Annotated in this window: 13 protein-coding genes; 3 read left to right on the top strand and 10 right to left on the bottom strand. The window is 46.1% G+C overall.

What is annotated here, in order from left to right; genetic code table 11:
* Positions 1-52: 52 nt before the first annotated feature.
* On the top strand, positions 53-793 hold the full coding sequence (locus L1D55_RS23005; RefSeq protein WP_128163526.1) for an amino acid ABC transporter permease: 741 nt from the start codon (positions 53-55) through the stop codon (positions 791-793).
* Between the two features lie 145 nt (positions 794-938).
* Here L1D55_RS23005 and ugpC read toward each other — a convergent pair whose 3' ends face one another.
* The 8 genes from ugpC to L1D55_RS22965 all read right to left on the bottom strand — a co-directional run bounded on the left by ugpC (position 939) and on the right by L1D55_RS22965 (position 10340).
* Positions 939-2069, bottom strand: coding sequence for a sn-glycerol-3-phosphate ABC transporter ATP-binding protein UgpC (ugpC, locus tag L1D55_RS23000; protein ID WP_239918999.1), 1131 nt, complete (start codon positions 2067-2069; stop codon positions 939-941).
* A gap of 57 nt (positions 2070-2126) precedes the next feature.
* Positions 2127-2861 (bottom strand): HAD family hydrolase, encoded by a 735-nt coding sequence (locus L1D55_RS22995; RefSeq protein WP_239919011.1) that lies wholly within the window; start codon positions 2859-2861, stop codon positions 2127-2129.
* A complete protein-coding gene (locus tag L1D55_RS22990; protein WP_239918998.1) occupies positions 2851-4320 on the bottom strand; it encodes a CehA/McbA family metallohydrolase in 1470 nt (489 codons plus the stop codon). Before L1D55_RS22990 ends, L1D55_RS22995 begins: the two co-directional genes overlap by 11 nt.
* 104 nt (positions 4321-4424) lie before the next feature.
* A complete protein-coding gene (locus tag L1D55_RS22985; RefSeq protein WP_215402865.1) occupies positions 4425-5705 on the bottom strand; it encodes an extracellular solute-binding protein in 1281 nt (426 codons plus the stop codon).
* Between the two features lie 6 nt (positions 5706-5711).
* On the bottom strand, positions 5712-6659 hold the full coding sequence (locus tag L1D55_RS22980; protein WP_239918997.1) for a carbohydrate ABC transporter permease: 948 nt from the start codon (positions 6657-6659) through the stop codon (positions 5712-5714).
* 23 nt (positions 6660-6682) lie between these two features.
* Positions 6683-7567: a sugar ABC transporter permease gene (locus L1D55_RS22975; RefSeq protein WP_123305860.1), complete on the bottom strand. Its 885-nt coding sequence runs from the start codon at positions 7565-7567 to the stop codon at positions 6683-6685.
* An 84-nt stretch (positions 7568-7651) separates the two neighbouring features.
* A complete protein-coding gene (locus L1D55_RS22970; RefSeq protein ID WP_239918996.1) occupies positions 7652-8554 on the bottom strand; it encodes a LysR substrate-binding domain-containing protein in 903 nt (300 codons plus the stop codon).
* A 160-nt stretch (positions 8555-8714) separates the two neighbouring features.
* Entirely contained in the window at positions 8715-10340 is a 1626-nt protein-coding gene (locus tag L1D55_RS22965) for an ABC transporter substrate-binding protein (protein WP_239918995.1), read from the bottom strand.
* A gap of 143 nt (positions 10341-10483) precedes the next feature.
* Between L1D55_RS22965 and mpaA the strand changes: the two genes are divergently transcribed.
* Positions 10484-11203: a murein tripeptide amidase MpaA gene (mpaA, locus tag L1D55_RS22960; protein ID WP_239918994.1), complete on the top strand. Its 720-nt coding sequence runs from the start codon at positions 10484-10486 to the stop codon at positions 11201-11203.
* Positions 11204-11290: 87 nt separating this feature from the next.
* Here the strand turns inward: mpaA and L1D55_RS22955 are convergent, their stop codons facing one another.
* Together L1D55_RS22955 and L1D55_RS22950 are read right to left on the bottom strand one after the other, a co-directional pair.
* Positions 11291-11965 (bottom strand): hypothetical protein, encoded by a 675-nt coding sequence (locus L1D55_RS22955; RefSeq protein ID WP_171367450.1) that lies wholly within the window; start codon positions 11963-11965, stop codon positions 11291-11293.
* A 255-nt stretch (positions 11966-12220) separates the two neighbouring features.
* Positions 12221-12565, bottom strand: coding sequence for an SMR family transporter (locus L1D55_RS22950; protein WP_239918993.1), 345 nt, complete (start codon positions 12563-12565; stop codon positions 12221-12223).
* A 296-nt stretch (positions 12566-12861) separates the two neighbouring features.
* Here L1D55_RS22950 and L1D55_RS22945 point away from each other — a divergent pair.
* Positions 12862-13035, top strand: a 174-nt coding sequence (locus L1D55_RS22945) for a transposase (protein ID WP_239919010.1), incomplete at its 3' end; no start/stop codon positions are given.

The raw sequence follows: 13035 nt of genomic DNA, 5'->3' as shown, positions 1-13035 counted from the left end.
ACAGATTTGGTTGTTAACATAGCAATAACAAATGGAGTTTTTGGGAGTAAATGTGAACTATCGTCACTTATCGCTAGTTTCTCTGCTGTTTCTGACAGGATGTTCAGACTACCAATGGGGATGGTATGTACTCGACCCGTCGACGGAGCAGGGGCGAACTAACATTCAGTTTTTGATGGCTGGTTTTAGCGAGACTATTCAGGTTTCGTTGCTAAGCATGTTTTTTGCTATGGCTCTGGGTCTATTGGTCGCCTTTCCAGCGCTTTCTAGTTCTCCAATACTCAGGGGGATTAATCGACTTTACGTAGAGGTGATGCGTTCTATCCCTGTATTGGTATTGCTATTGTGGGTGTATTACGGAATGCCGACATTACTCGATGTCTCTTTGAACCACTTCTGGGCAGGGGTAATCGCATTGACCATTGCCGAGAGCGCCTTTATGGCAGAAGTGTTCCGTGGGGGAATTCAAGCGATTAATCGTGGCCAACATGAAGCGGCCGAATCCTTGGGATTGACCTATTGGCAAAAAATGCGATTGGTTATCCTACCGCAGGCATTCCGTCAGATACTGCCGCCCTTGGGCAATCAGTTTGTTTATATCCTCAAGATGAGTTCGCTAGTGAGTGTGATTGGTTTGAGTGATTTAACAAGGCGAGCAAATGAGCTGGTGGTGAACGAATATTTACCTTTAGAGATCTATACGTTTCTGGTTTTGGAATACCTTGTTCTTATTTTGGTCGTATCGCAAGCGGTTCGTTGGTTAGAAAAAAGAATAGCGATTCCGAGCCATTAAATGGTTCTAACCCTCAACAGTGTTTAGCTATCTCCAACAAAAAAGCCTCGAGCACAGTCCCGAGCTCCTGTTGATACTCCTCCTAAGGAAAATCCCCCCTCATCTGAGCGGGGATTTCTTTATTTCGAATACGCAACACGTCAACTTATTCAGTCAATGCTTCTTCTGTCTCTAGGTCAAACAGGTGACACTGTGAGGTATTGAAATGAAGCAATGTCTCCTGTCCGCTTTCCGCTGTGCGGTCAGCATCGAAAGGCACGCGCGCCACCAGCTTATCGGCACCCAATTTGAAGTAGAGATACAGCTCATTCCCCATCGACTCGACCACATCAAGCCTGTGCGTTTGGGTATTAACCTCAGACAAGGGTGCGTCGTGATTAGCTAACTGAATGTGCTCAGGACGAACACCAAACCACACCCACTCTCCCGACTTTTTACGAGCAATCGCCTGCTTGTCTTGTGGTAGCGTCCAACGAGTACCACTTTCTGAGACCACGTTCATCACACCGTCAATCTCATCCAATCTCACCTTGAGAAGATTCATCGCTGGCGAACCAATAAAGCCCGCGACAAACTTGTTTGCCGGGTATTGATAAAGATTCATAGGCGTATCGACCTGCATGATCTCACCTTGATTCAACACGCAGATGCGGTCACCAAGAGTCATGGCTTCCACCTGATCGTGTGTCACGTAGATCATGGTCGCGTTTTGCCCTTCTTGCTTAAGATTGTTGTGCAGCTGCGCAATGCTGACTCGCGTTGAAACACGCAGCTTTGCATCCAAGTTAGACAAAGGCTCATCAAACAAAAACACATCTGGTTTACGAACCATCGCACGACCAAGCGCGACACGCTGCCTTTGACCGCCCGACATTTTACCCGGCTTGTTATCCAACAAGTGCTCGATATCTAATGTCTTGGCAGCTTCTTCGATACGTTCAGTGATTTCACGCTTTGGCAGCTTCTGTTGTTTGAGGCCAAAGGCCATGTTGTCGTATACCGACATGTGTGGGTAAAGTGCGTAGTTCTGAAACACCATAGAGATGCCGCGATCTTTAGGTGGCAATTCATTTACACGCTTATCACCAATGTAGACATCGCCTTCTGAGATATCTTCAAGGCCTGCGATCATACGAAGTGTCGTAGATTTTGCGCAGCCAGACGGCCCAACAAACACCATAAACTCACCTTCGCGAATATTCAGATCGACACCGTGCACGGCCTTAAAACCATTTGGGTAGGTTTTTTCTACCCCTCTCAGTGTGACTTCAGCCATAACCTGTCCTTAAATCAATTCGTTAAATACTATCTTTGCAATCTGTCGTGCAACGCATTAGCCACGTTCTTGCAATTGGTTGAGCTCAAAATGAGCGACTGATGCGATAACCAGATCCGCCACTGGCTCTAACTCGCAGTGTTGTGCTGTACCAGTTAACACACCAACATTGCTTGCGCCGGCATTGCGGCCAAATTCCATATCCGAAACCGTGTCACCAAACATGATCACTTCATGTGGCTCAATACCGCATTGCTCACAGAAGGCATTAAGTAGTGCTGGCGCTGGTTTAGGTTCGATATCCCCATCGGAATAACCAACATAATCAAACATCTCGCTCAAACCCGATTGCTCTAATGTGTAGATCGTTGAGTCTTTGGTGTCTGCAGTCGCAATGCCTAAAATCATGCCCTGCTGTTTAAACGCACCCAGCTTTTCAGCCACACCTGGTAGTGCTTCAATCCAGCTTGGGTTTTCTTCCACTTCGTCATTGAAAGCGGCTTTGGTCACCTTAGTAAACTCAGGGAGCGAGACATTAGGTTGCAGCATGTTGAACCACGCTATTGCGGTATCTTCCACTGGGTTTGAGGCTAGTAGTCCATAGTTATCAACCACATCACCTTCAACACCGATGGCCAAGAGTAACTCAGCAGGTGTGACAGTTTGATTACCTTTGTGCTGGTCACTGTAAGATTTCACACGCTCACAGGCACCACGAGAAACGTTGAGCCACATCTTGTGGAACTCTAACAATGTGCCGTCTTTATCAAATAACATCGCCTTAAACTTCATCACGGCTCATTCGCTCCATTAGTTCTCCCCAAGTACGCACTAGGGGTTGGTTAAATTCTGATTGTTTACCGTCGAATACGGCGTTGATGCAGCCTTCAAACTCTCGTTCGTCAGATGCAGTTTGAGTGCTGTGGATTAACGCTGAAGAAAGCGCTCCGCGACGAATATCGACACGGCACCAACGGTAGCCCTCATCAATATGGATACTTTGCAGCTCATCACTCAAAGCGATTCGATCGACAATCTCGCCATCGACCACGCACTCCGCGTAGTAAGGGTTTTCTGAATCAGAGACGGTCATTCGGTATGTTAGTGGCTGACCTTGAGAGTCGTTGCCCGGTAGCAAATCACCTAAGTTGATATCAAACTTCAAGCCGCAGCGGCGCTCTAAGTACACTTGGCCGTTACGCAGACCAGACAAGATGCCTTCGCCACTCAAACCATGGCTGTACACGAAAGTTGATGGGTCACCGTAGATAGAAGGCTCATCCGATTTAGGATTACGTTCATGCGGCTCAAGGTGTGAATCGCTGCCGCCAATCGCGGTAATGCGCTGGCCACAATTCCACATTTCATTGAGAACCAATAACGCCTCTTCGGTCGCTTTCGGTGAAGTAGACCAAGTTGGGTCACAACACACTTCAAACGTAGACACTTGGCTGAGATCCACTTGATCGTAATGCCAGTGCCACGGCTTCATCATTGGGTGATTAATGCCAAGGGAGCTGTGTCCACTTTTCGCTAAACCCAATCCCACTTCCATGGTTGCTTGGCTGTTATGTTCAACGTCTCTAAGGTCCAAAGACTTTACTGGGCCATGTACATTAAAGTGCCCGAGATCGGTCGTGACTTCTAACGCCGGTAAGAACAAACACTGTTTTGAAACAGGTAGCTTCGGCTGACAGATGTTGTGCTCAGTGAAGAAGAAGAAATCGAGCCCTTGTGATTCCACTATGTCTTTAGCCGCTGCCAAGGTATTGTGGCCATCAGAAAGCTGAGTGTGAGCGTGCAAGTCGCCACGATACCAGCGAGAATCAGAGCTCAGCATGTGGCTGTAATCAAACTCGATATCGTGATCAGTTGTGACCGTTGGGTTCAGTTCTAGCTCATTAGAATGATTAACTAACTCATCAGAGCAAAGCACATCAACTTGATACTGCATCGCACGCTCGGTGCGAAACTCACCTTCAAGGTTATAAAGCTCTAAGAACCACTCGCCCGATGGAATCTCGCCATCAATCGCGCCTAGGCCTGAGTTTTCCAGTTGGATAGTGAGTGACTTGTGCGCCTTTTCAAATAGCACTTTGCCACGAAATGCTTGGTTGGCATCATACGCCGCTGCGTACAAGAATCCTTTTTTTACGGTTGTGCCAGTAATCGTTACGCATTGAGAACCTGCTGGCACATCAAAGGGGATACGTACTCTGCCAAACGGCAGCTCACCTTGAAATTGGGTCATTGTCTTCACCAAATTCGTCCTAATTGAAGGACTGGGTCAAAAAGAGGCCCACCCGAATAGATGGGCCTTGATGCATGCAAAGATAGTTTTAACCACTTTACCGATTAAGAACGATTCGCTCGGTCTAGTGCACGTTGTGCTTTCTTAGCCGCTTGTTTTAGCGCTTTATCAGCAGGCACGTTTTGGATCTGAATCTGATCCGCTGCCACCTTCAGCGCATCCATGATCTTACCGTTGGTAGGGTCTAGGAAATCTTTGGTCGCCGTGTTCGCTTGCTTCAATGGAATGAGTGCTTGTGGGTTATCTTTAGTGAATGCTTGGTATTCTGGAACTTCAGAAACACTGTTGCGCACTGGGATGTAGCCCGTAAACATCGACCATGCTGCGGTGTTTTTCGCGTTGGTGTAGAACTCAACAAACTCAAATGCACCTTTCGCTGCTGCGTCGTCTGTGCCTTTTGGCATGACGTAAACCAGCGCACCTGCTTGTGGTGCAGAAGGGTTTGAGCCCCAACCTGGTTGCGTGGTTGCTGAAAGCTTAGTGAAGTCCAAGTCACCTTGGTCACCCGATGAACCGGTGTAGCCTAGTGCGTTGTCTTTCATCACATCATCAATGGTTTTGTACCAGTATTCCCAACCTTGACCACCGTAGTGAATACGCATGATTTGATCATCGTGGATCCACTTACGGAAGCTGTCCCACACCTCAACCCACTCAGGAGAGTCAATCAGCACTTTCTTACCGTCATCACTGATGATCTTCGCGCCGTTAGAAAATGCCGCGTCAATCATGTTGTCTTGACCCCACATCGGCTCCCAGCCGTAGAAAGTCACGTTACCTTTCTCATCACGCTGTGTGACTTTCTCAGCGACCTTAGCCACGCCTTGCCATGTGTTTAGATCTTGCTCAGTAAAGCCGTTATCTGCCAACACCTGCTTGTTGTAGTAAAACACTTGAGTTGTACCGTAAGCAGGTAGACCGATGATGGTGCCGTCGTCTGCTGTCACTTGATCTTTGAACGCGCCAATGAAATCAGAGAAGTTGAACTCTTCATCCATGAACGGCGTTAGGTCACGGCTCAAACCACGCCCGTGCATCGCTTCCGCACGACCTGAATCTAGCAGCACAAGTTCAGGTGCCGTTTTCGACGCTAAACCAGCTTGCAGCTTCTGGTAGGTTTCCGTGTAGTTACCTTGCAATGCAGGCTTCACCACATACTCATCTTGGCTCGCGTTGAACTCTTCGATGAGCTTAGTCATCATTTGCTGTGGCTTAGTACCACCGGAATACCAAAAGTTAACTTCGGTTGCCGCAAGAACACTGCTAGAGAACATAGACGCGCTTGCTGCGCCAGCACACACTAGTGCGAGAGTTTTTAGTTTCATTTCCGTTTACTCTTTTACGCCGTTATCGGCGATACCTGAAAGAATCGTCTTTTGACAAATGACGAATAGAATTAACAAAGGCAATACTGCAATGGTGCTCGCCGCCATGATTTGCGACCAGTTCAACCCATAGTTACCTTCGGCAATAAAGTAGTGACGAATACCAGTAGCGATCAGGTTTAAATCCTGAGTCGTAATCACCAGACTTGGCCACATGTAGCTGTTGTAATTGGTAATAAAAGTGATGAGGAACAGTGTTGCGACTGCTGCTCGGCATTGCGGTAAGATGATTGCCCATAAGATCTTGAGCTCACCTGCACCATCAATTCGTGCCGCTTCAATCAGCGACGGATGCACCTTGATAAACACTTGGCGTAGATAGAACACACCGAACACAGACGCCGCGTTCGACGCCACCAAGCCCATGTGTGAATCCAACAAACCCAGTTTTGCCAAGGTGATGTAAGACGGAATGTAAGTCACTGCGCCCGGCAGCATGTAACAACCCATCACGATGAAATAGAGCACTGTCTTCGAACGAAATTTCAGCTGAGTTAGCGCGTATGCAAACATCGCTGAATTCACAATCACCAACAAGGTAGTGAACAAAGCCACACTAAAGCTGTTGAAGATGTACAAACCAAACGGCGCGCTGTGAAAGGTTTCGACAAAGGTTTCCCAGCGAAACTGCTCTGGAATCAAGTCCAGCGGGTTAGCAAAGATCTCATCGTTACTTTTCAGCGAACCAGACAACATCCATAAGAATGGAAACACCATGATGGTTCCGCAGGTTGCCAAGAACAGGTGCTTAGCCAGTGCGATAAACGAACGACGATCCACTGAGGCTTTCTTTGACGTAACCTCTGATTTGGTCGCTTTGGTTTGGGCTCTCACTTTGGTTTTCGCTGTGCTCTGATTTAATACTTGATTGGCATCCAATACTTGCGTGCTCATAGTTCTGTCCTTTTAAAAATCGACTAGTAGTACACCCAGCGCTTGCCGATGTAGGTATTAATAAGTGCCAGCAACCCAGTAATCAGGAATATCACTAACGATGTCGCGGCCGCAGGTCCCATTTCGTAACGTTCGAACGCTTGTTGGTAGAACAAGTACAGCAAGGTACGAGTTTCACCGCCCGGCCCGCCTTGCGTTAGGATCTGAAATTGATCGAACGCCTGCATTGCTGTGATAATGTTGACCACTACCAAGAAGAATGTGGTTGGTGAAATCAGTGGTAGCGTTATCTTCAAAAAGCGCGTTAAGCTGCTGCAACCATCAATCAAAGACGCCTCATAAAGTGATTCTGGAATCTTGTTGAGTGCACTGATGTAGAACAGCATCGTCCAACCAATCGCCTGCCAAACTGTCACGATAATCACCGCAACCAAGGCTGTGTTTCCGTTCTCTAACCATGGAATCGCGCTAAAACCTGCCGACTCCAGTAAGTGGTTTGCCAAGCCCGATTTGGTCTCGAACACCCAAGACCACACAATCGACACAGCCACCGTTGGCGTAATCCAAGGAGAGAAAATCACCGCACGATAAAACTGGCTGCCCTTAAAGTTTTTGTGCAGCAGCATGGCAAACACAAGACCAAGAATGATGGTGGGAATCACCACACCAACAGAGAACCAAAACGTATTGAGCATCGCTTGGATGAACTCGTAGTCCTCAACCATGTACTCGTAGTTTTCTAGGCCAATGAACGAATAATCTGGCGAGATGTAATCCCAATCGGTGAAGCTGATGTAAATCGAATAACCAAATGGTACGAGCCAAAAAGTAAACAGTGGCACCAACAACGGTGCAGTAAATAGCAGTACCTTTAAGCGGTTTTTCATTGGTTCTGAGAAAGCACTCATGGTGACCTCGTCCTTATTTGTATGCGGTTAAATTAAGGGGTTTGTGTGACAGGTTAGTAAGAGCGCCCTTCATTTTTTTTATGGCTACCCATTAGAAAATCTTTCTTCCAGTTCGCCATCTTCCATCTGGTGATAAAGCCAATCACAAAAGAAATTCACCTTGGCACTGCGCCGGTGTTTAGTAATCAAATAGTGGGCTGATTCAGCAGGCATTGAGGACTCTGTTGCCAAAACAAGTTCGTTTTTCTCCAACAACTCAGACACCGCAAGCGAACGCACTAACAGCACGCCAATACCATGTTTGACCGCCTCTAAAGCGTGCAGAGAGTTACTCACTTCAAGTAGCACCTTCGGTAAAGTCATCTCGAATTGGTTGTGACTCAGCCATTGCAGCCAGTTCTCTCGGTAGCCTTTTACTTGCACGGTCGGCAGAGCAGAAAAGTCATGTTCAGCCAACGAACCTTGATATTGGTTTTTAAATTCTGGGCTGCACACTAACTGCCAATGCTCTTGAAACAGTCGCTCGCAATGAGTGTCTTCGCTTTCGACCTTACCGTTGGTCAGTTCGATATCGACATTCTGACAAGGGTTGGTAGATGGCCAGTCCACCAGCTGAATATCGAGCCTGATAAAAGGGTATTTTTGATAAAAAGATGGTAGGCGAGGTAGCAGCCAGTTATGGCAAAAGGTGTGATTAACACGAAGGCTCAATACATCGGTTTCTTTTTCCCCGAACAGGATTTGAGTCTGTAGTTTCAGATGGGCCAATGAGCCCGCAACAATCGGTTGATAATGCTGGGCAGCCGATGTCAGCTGCACGCCTTTGGAGCTGCGTTCAAACAGTGTGGTATCGAGAAAGGTTTCTAAACTTTTAAGCTGCTGACTCACCGCAGCTTGGGTAACACAAAGCTCTCGCGCAGCAGCGCCAATAGAACCGAGGCGGGCAACAGCTTCAAACGCAACAAGTGCACGTAGAGGGGGTAACATGGCTTCACCTGATTGAAATAAAAGTGAAAAATACTTCAGCCAGGTTTCAGTTTTTTGCGCTTACCGTTACAGATTAATGACGAAGGGACGTTGATCAGATATTTATGATCAACGTCCCTTTTCTCTATTTCAGACTTTTATTTGTATGCCAGAAGATCAATTACTCTTTGATGTAGAGATCCTTAGAGTAGATACGCCCTTCTACATTGTTCTTCGCAAAACCACCGACACTTGGTCGTACTAGACGAGCCTGCATGTAGTAGTAGATTGGCGCGATCGGCATGTCTTCTGCTAGCAACTGTTCAGCTTGGTCATAGAAACCTTGGCGATCTTGCTCGCTGGTTGCGGCTAGTGCGCTGTCCATTGCTGCGTCGTACTTGTCATTGCTGTAGCGAGCAAAGTTACCCGAAGAACCTGAACGCAGCAGGCTCAAGAAGGTTGATGCTTCATTGTAGTCACCGCACCAAGAGGCGCGCATCACATCAAAATCACCTTGGCGACGCGATACTAGGTAAGACTTCCACTCTTGGTTTTCTAGCTCAACTTGCGCACCTAGGTTGCCCTTGAGCATGGAAGCGATCGCCACAGCAATCGACTTGTTCGACTCACTGGTGTTGTAGAGCAGCTTGAAATCTAGTGGATTAGCCGCATCGTAGCCCGCTTCTTTCAATAACTCTTTTGCTTTTTGATCACGTTCTTTCTGAGTCCACGTGCTGTATTCAGGTTGTGTCGCATCAAAACCAGCAGTGTACTCATGTGCAAAGGTATAAGCCGGTAAGTTGCCAACCTGAGTCACACCATTGGTGATAACGTCGCGCATCATAGAATAAGAGACGGCTTTACGTACTCGCGCATCATCAAAAGGTGGTCGCGTAGTATTGAATGCGTAGTAGTAAGTACACAGCAGAGGCACTGTGGTAAACGCATCTTGGTATTTGCTTTTAAGCTGCTGCGCCATATGTGTAGGTACGTCCGAAGTAATATCGACCTCGCCCACGGCATAACGGTTAATCGAGGCATTCTGATTCTCAAACGGAATATAAGTTACTTCGGTTAAGTGGGTATCTGAACTATTCCAATAGTTAGAGTTCTTCTTCAGTTCAATACGCTCGTTAACCACCCACTCGTCCAGCACAAACGCACCATTACCGACAAACTGCTTGGGATCGCTCCACGGCTTGTCGCTGTTTTCTAGCGTTGCCTTGTGAACTGGCATCATTGAGGTGTGGCCTGTCATCGCTACAAAATAAGGTACTTTGCTATCGAGTTCGAACATCACGGTGTGTTTGTCGACAGCGGAAATACCCAACTCTTCAACAGGCTTCTTGCCTTCTGCCACGTCAGCAATATTGTTGATTTGGGTGAGCTTCAGATACCACACATTTGGCGATGCTGTTTTAGGGTCGACCGCACGTCTGATCGCGTACACGAAATCATCGGCCGTCACCGGATCGCCATTCGACCATTTAGCATCTTTACGCAGGTGGAATACAAACGTCTGGTTGTCTTCAGTTTCCCAAGATTCCGCAACACCTGGAGTGATGTTGCCATCACGATCTTGAATCACTAAACCTTCAAATAGGTCGCGTAGAATGTGCATTTCAGGCAAGCCTTCTGCCTTAGCCGGATCAAGTGTCGCCGCTTCTGCATCATTAGCGCGCACCAAGTGTTGTTCTTTCGCCAGAGAAGTTCCCGCTGGCAATGTGTCAGCAACGGCAGTCACTGAGATAAAAGGGGTCAATAGAGATGAAATGAGTAACGCCGTTGAGTGTTTCTTAAAATCCATATGTTTTTGCTCTCCTAGCCTATCTTTGAAGCAAGTAATAAAATTAACAATGAGACTGTTGACGAGTTTTAATGCTTTCGTTTATCTAAATAGTTTTTGTAATCGTTAATACTTGATAGTACTTGATCAATCAGGAGATAAAGGTGAGTTTAATTCCAAGAACGGAAAGAGCTGCATTTTCAATAAAGCCGCTGCCATATGGAAAGTCGGTATTGGGCGCACCCTTGCTCTATTTCCCCGCGCAAGTAGAAAGCGAATCTCGAGGTCTAATCATAGCAGGCACACACGGTGATGAAACCGCATCTATCGCAGGTTTGTCTTGTGCGCTAAGAAGCTTGCCAGCCGCCAACTTGCGACACGATGTGATCTTGTCGATGAACCCAGATGGCAACCAGTTAGGCACCCGTGCTAACGCCAACCAAGTCGATTTGAACCGCGCTTTCCCAACTCAAAACTGGACAGAAGACGGCACCGTTTATCGCTGGAGTTCCCACACACCAGTCAGAGATGTAAAAGTAAAAACTGGGCAAGCCGATCAGCTTGAACCGGAAGTACAATCGCTCATTAACCTAATTGAGCAGCGCAAGCCCAAATTTGTCATCTCTTTCCACGAACCACTCGCCATGGTCGATGACCCAAACCAATCGGAACTAGCCACTTGGCTAGGCAAACAGTTCAACCTACCGCTCGTCGAAGACGTCGACTACGAAACCCCAGGCTCATTCGGCACCTGGTGCCAAGAAAGAAACCTGCCGTGTATTACCGTAGAGCTACCACCGGTTTCTACGGACCTGACGATAGAGCAGTATTTAGATGCGTTTGTGGCGGTGTTGGGGTGTGAGTTGACTTATTTTCGAACATAGCTTCGATAGAGAATTAGCTCACTCGGAAATTAGCATTGGCATAAAAGATCCCTCTAACTCGGAATCCAATATCAATAATGTAGATCATTAATAGTTTTCTTGGAGCTGCTTCATGCCTTTAAGATATACATCATAATTATACACATCATCTTCATCACCAATCTCAGCAAATCTTCTGAAAATATCCCCTGCCAACTCTAGATCTTGTAAATTGCTAGACTTAATTAGAGCAAATGCTAATTCTCTTGTTACATAGTTTTCATCTAGCTGATAAGACTTTTTCAGATAGTTTTTAGCTTTTAAATACCAATCTAAAGGTGCATCTTTTACTTCTGTAAATTTAAAATAATAACTCAGACCAAGGATAGACATCTGGTCGGGATCATTTTCATTATAAAAAGGGCTAGACTCGACAATTTCGATTGCTTTATCAAGGTTGCGAACAAAGCCCTCCCCATGGTAATAAATACTGGCCTCGATTAAAAAAGCATAGTTTTCATTTGTTTTAGAGATAATTTCTAACTTCTCTAAGAACTTTTTTTTGCTGTAGAAACCACTTAGGTAATTTATATTGTCCAAATATACAAATATACCGTCGACCACCTTAGAGTCATCCTCTGAAGTAAAGTCATCGAAGAAGCAGGTCTCCAGTTCCTTAGTACAAGAATACTTATTTGTTGCGTTAACCCAACTTATACCTCCTTCAGCAAAAACTTGCAGTGAAGTGAATACTCCTAACAAAAAAAATAATGTTTTATACATCAAATGTCCAAAAGTCATGTAGCGCATTGAAATGAGTTCGAGTTGAGCTTCTCCACATTGTAACCTAGGTAATTGATTTACAATGGAACAACTTAGATTATCCGATTACTATCATGTGTGTACAGACTAAGAGAGGTTAGAAATAACTTCTATGCCACTAAAACCCGTGCTTCATAATTACATAATACAATCCATATTTATAAAATAAAAAGACAGATCAATAGGTTAAATTAATAAGTGTGACTCAAATAAAGATCAATGACTCACCGAACTCGAAAACAGGTTGATGATCACCACACCGGACAGAATTAAAGCAATGCCGATGACTGCGTAGATGTCGAGCTTTTGCCCGTAGACCAGCCAAGACAGTGCTGCGACTAGCACTATCCCTACCCCACACCAAATCGCATACGCCACACCCAAAGACATGGTTTGCACTGTGAGAGACAACAGGTAGAAAGCACAGCCGTAGCCAGCCAATACTGCGACAGTGGCAGGTAGAGAAGTAAACTGCTGTGTTTTAGGTAATAAAGAAGTGGCGACAACTTCAAGCACAATGGCGAGTGATAGCATTACAGGAGGTGGGAGAGAAAAAAGCATGTTCAAACCTACAACGAGAAAATAGGCGGCAAGCTTATGCTCTATTTATTTCCAATAAATGTCCCTTCTACTTAGTTACTGTTTAGAGTCTCGATAGATTCTCTTAGCAACACCTTTCCTTTGACTCCCCCTTCAAACCCTGCCAATTATTACAAATAAGTAATAATCATTTTCTATTTAAGGGGATTATCAAAATCCGTGACCGCACCTATACTAGGGCTTTGTTGCGTAATTCAATGGAACTAAATCCAGAACCTACGATCTGAGCAGCTACCTCCACTCTCTCTCGTAGTCCTATGCCTAAGCCTCGTTACAAAACAACCAACTGGAAGCAATACAACCAATCACTCATTAACCGTGGTTCTCTGACCTTTTGGATTGATGAAGAAGCAATAAGCGGGTGGGCGCAAAGCAAACAGAATAAGCGCGGGAGGCCGCGTCGGTTCAGTGATTTAGCTATCACGACACGA

The organism is Vibrio sp. Isolate22 (genome assembly GCF_022398115.1).
GTDB lineage: Bacteria > Pseudomonadota > Gammaproteobacteria > Enterobacterales > Vibrionaceae > Vibrio.
Note: the sequence above shows the minus strand (reverse complement) of the source record. Positions and strands in the feature narration are given on the sequence as shown.

What these genes read in the sequence shown, in the direction of transcription:
- ugpC (WP_239918999.1), bottom strand. Translation starts at nt 2,069, where the DNA reads ATGGCTGAAGTCACACTGAGAGGGGTAGAAAAAACCTACCCAAATGGT.
- L1D55_RS22995 (WP_239919011.1), bottom strand. Translation starts at nt 2,861, where the DNA reads ATGAAGTTTAAGGCGATGTTATTTGATAAAGACGGCACATTGTTAGAG.
- L1D55_RS22990 (WP_239918998.1), bottom strand. Translation starts at nt 4,320, where the DNA reads ATGACCCAATTTCAAGGTGAGCTGCCGTTTGGCAGAGTACGTATCCCC.
- L1D55_RS22985 (WP_215402865.1), bottom strand. Translation starts at nt 5,705, where the DNA reads ATGAAACTAAAAACTCTCGCACTAGTGTGTGCTGGCGCAGCAAGCGCG.
- L1D55_RS22980 (WP_239918997.1), bottom strand. Translation starts at nt 6,659, where the DNA reads ATGAGCACGCAAGTATTGGATGCCAATCAAGTATTAAATCAGAGCACA.
- L1D55_RS22975 (WP_123305860.1), bottom strand. Translation starts at nt 7,567, where the DNA reads ATGAGTGCTTTCTCAGAACCAATGAAAAACCGCTTAAAGGTACTGCTA.
- L1D55_RS22970 (WP_239918996.1), bottom strand. Translation starts at nt 8,554, where the DNA reads ATGTTACCCCCTCTACGTGCACTTGTTGCGTTTGAAGCTGTTGCCCGC.
- L1D55_RS22965 (WP_239918995.1), bottom strand. Translation starts at nt 10,340, where the DNA reads ATGGATTTTAAGAAACACTCAACGGCGTTACTCATTTCATCTCTATTG.
- L1D55_RS22955 (WP_171367450.1), bottom strand. Translation starts at nt 11,965, where the DNA reads ATGTATAAAACATTATTTTTTTTGTTAGGAGTATTCACTTCACTGCAA.
- L1D55_RS22950 (WP_239918993.1), bottom strand. Translation starts at nt 12,565, where the DNA reads ATGCTTTTTTCTCTCCCACCTCCTGTAATGCTATCACTCGCCATTGTG.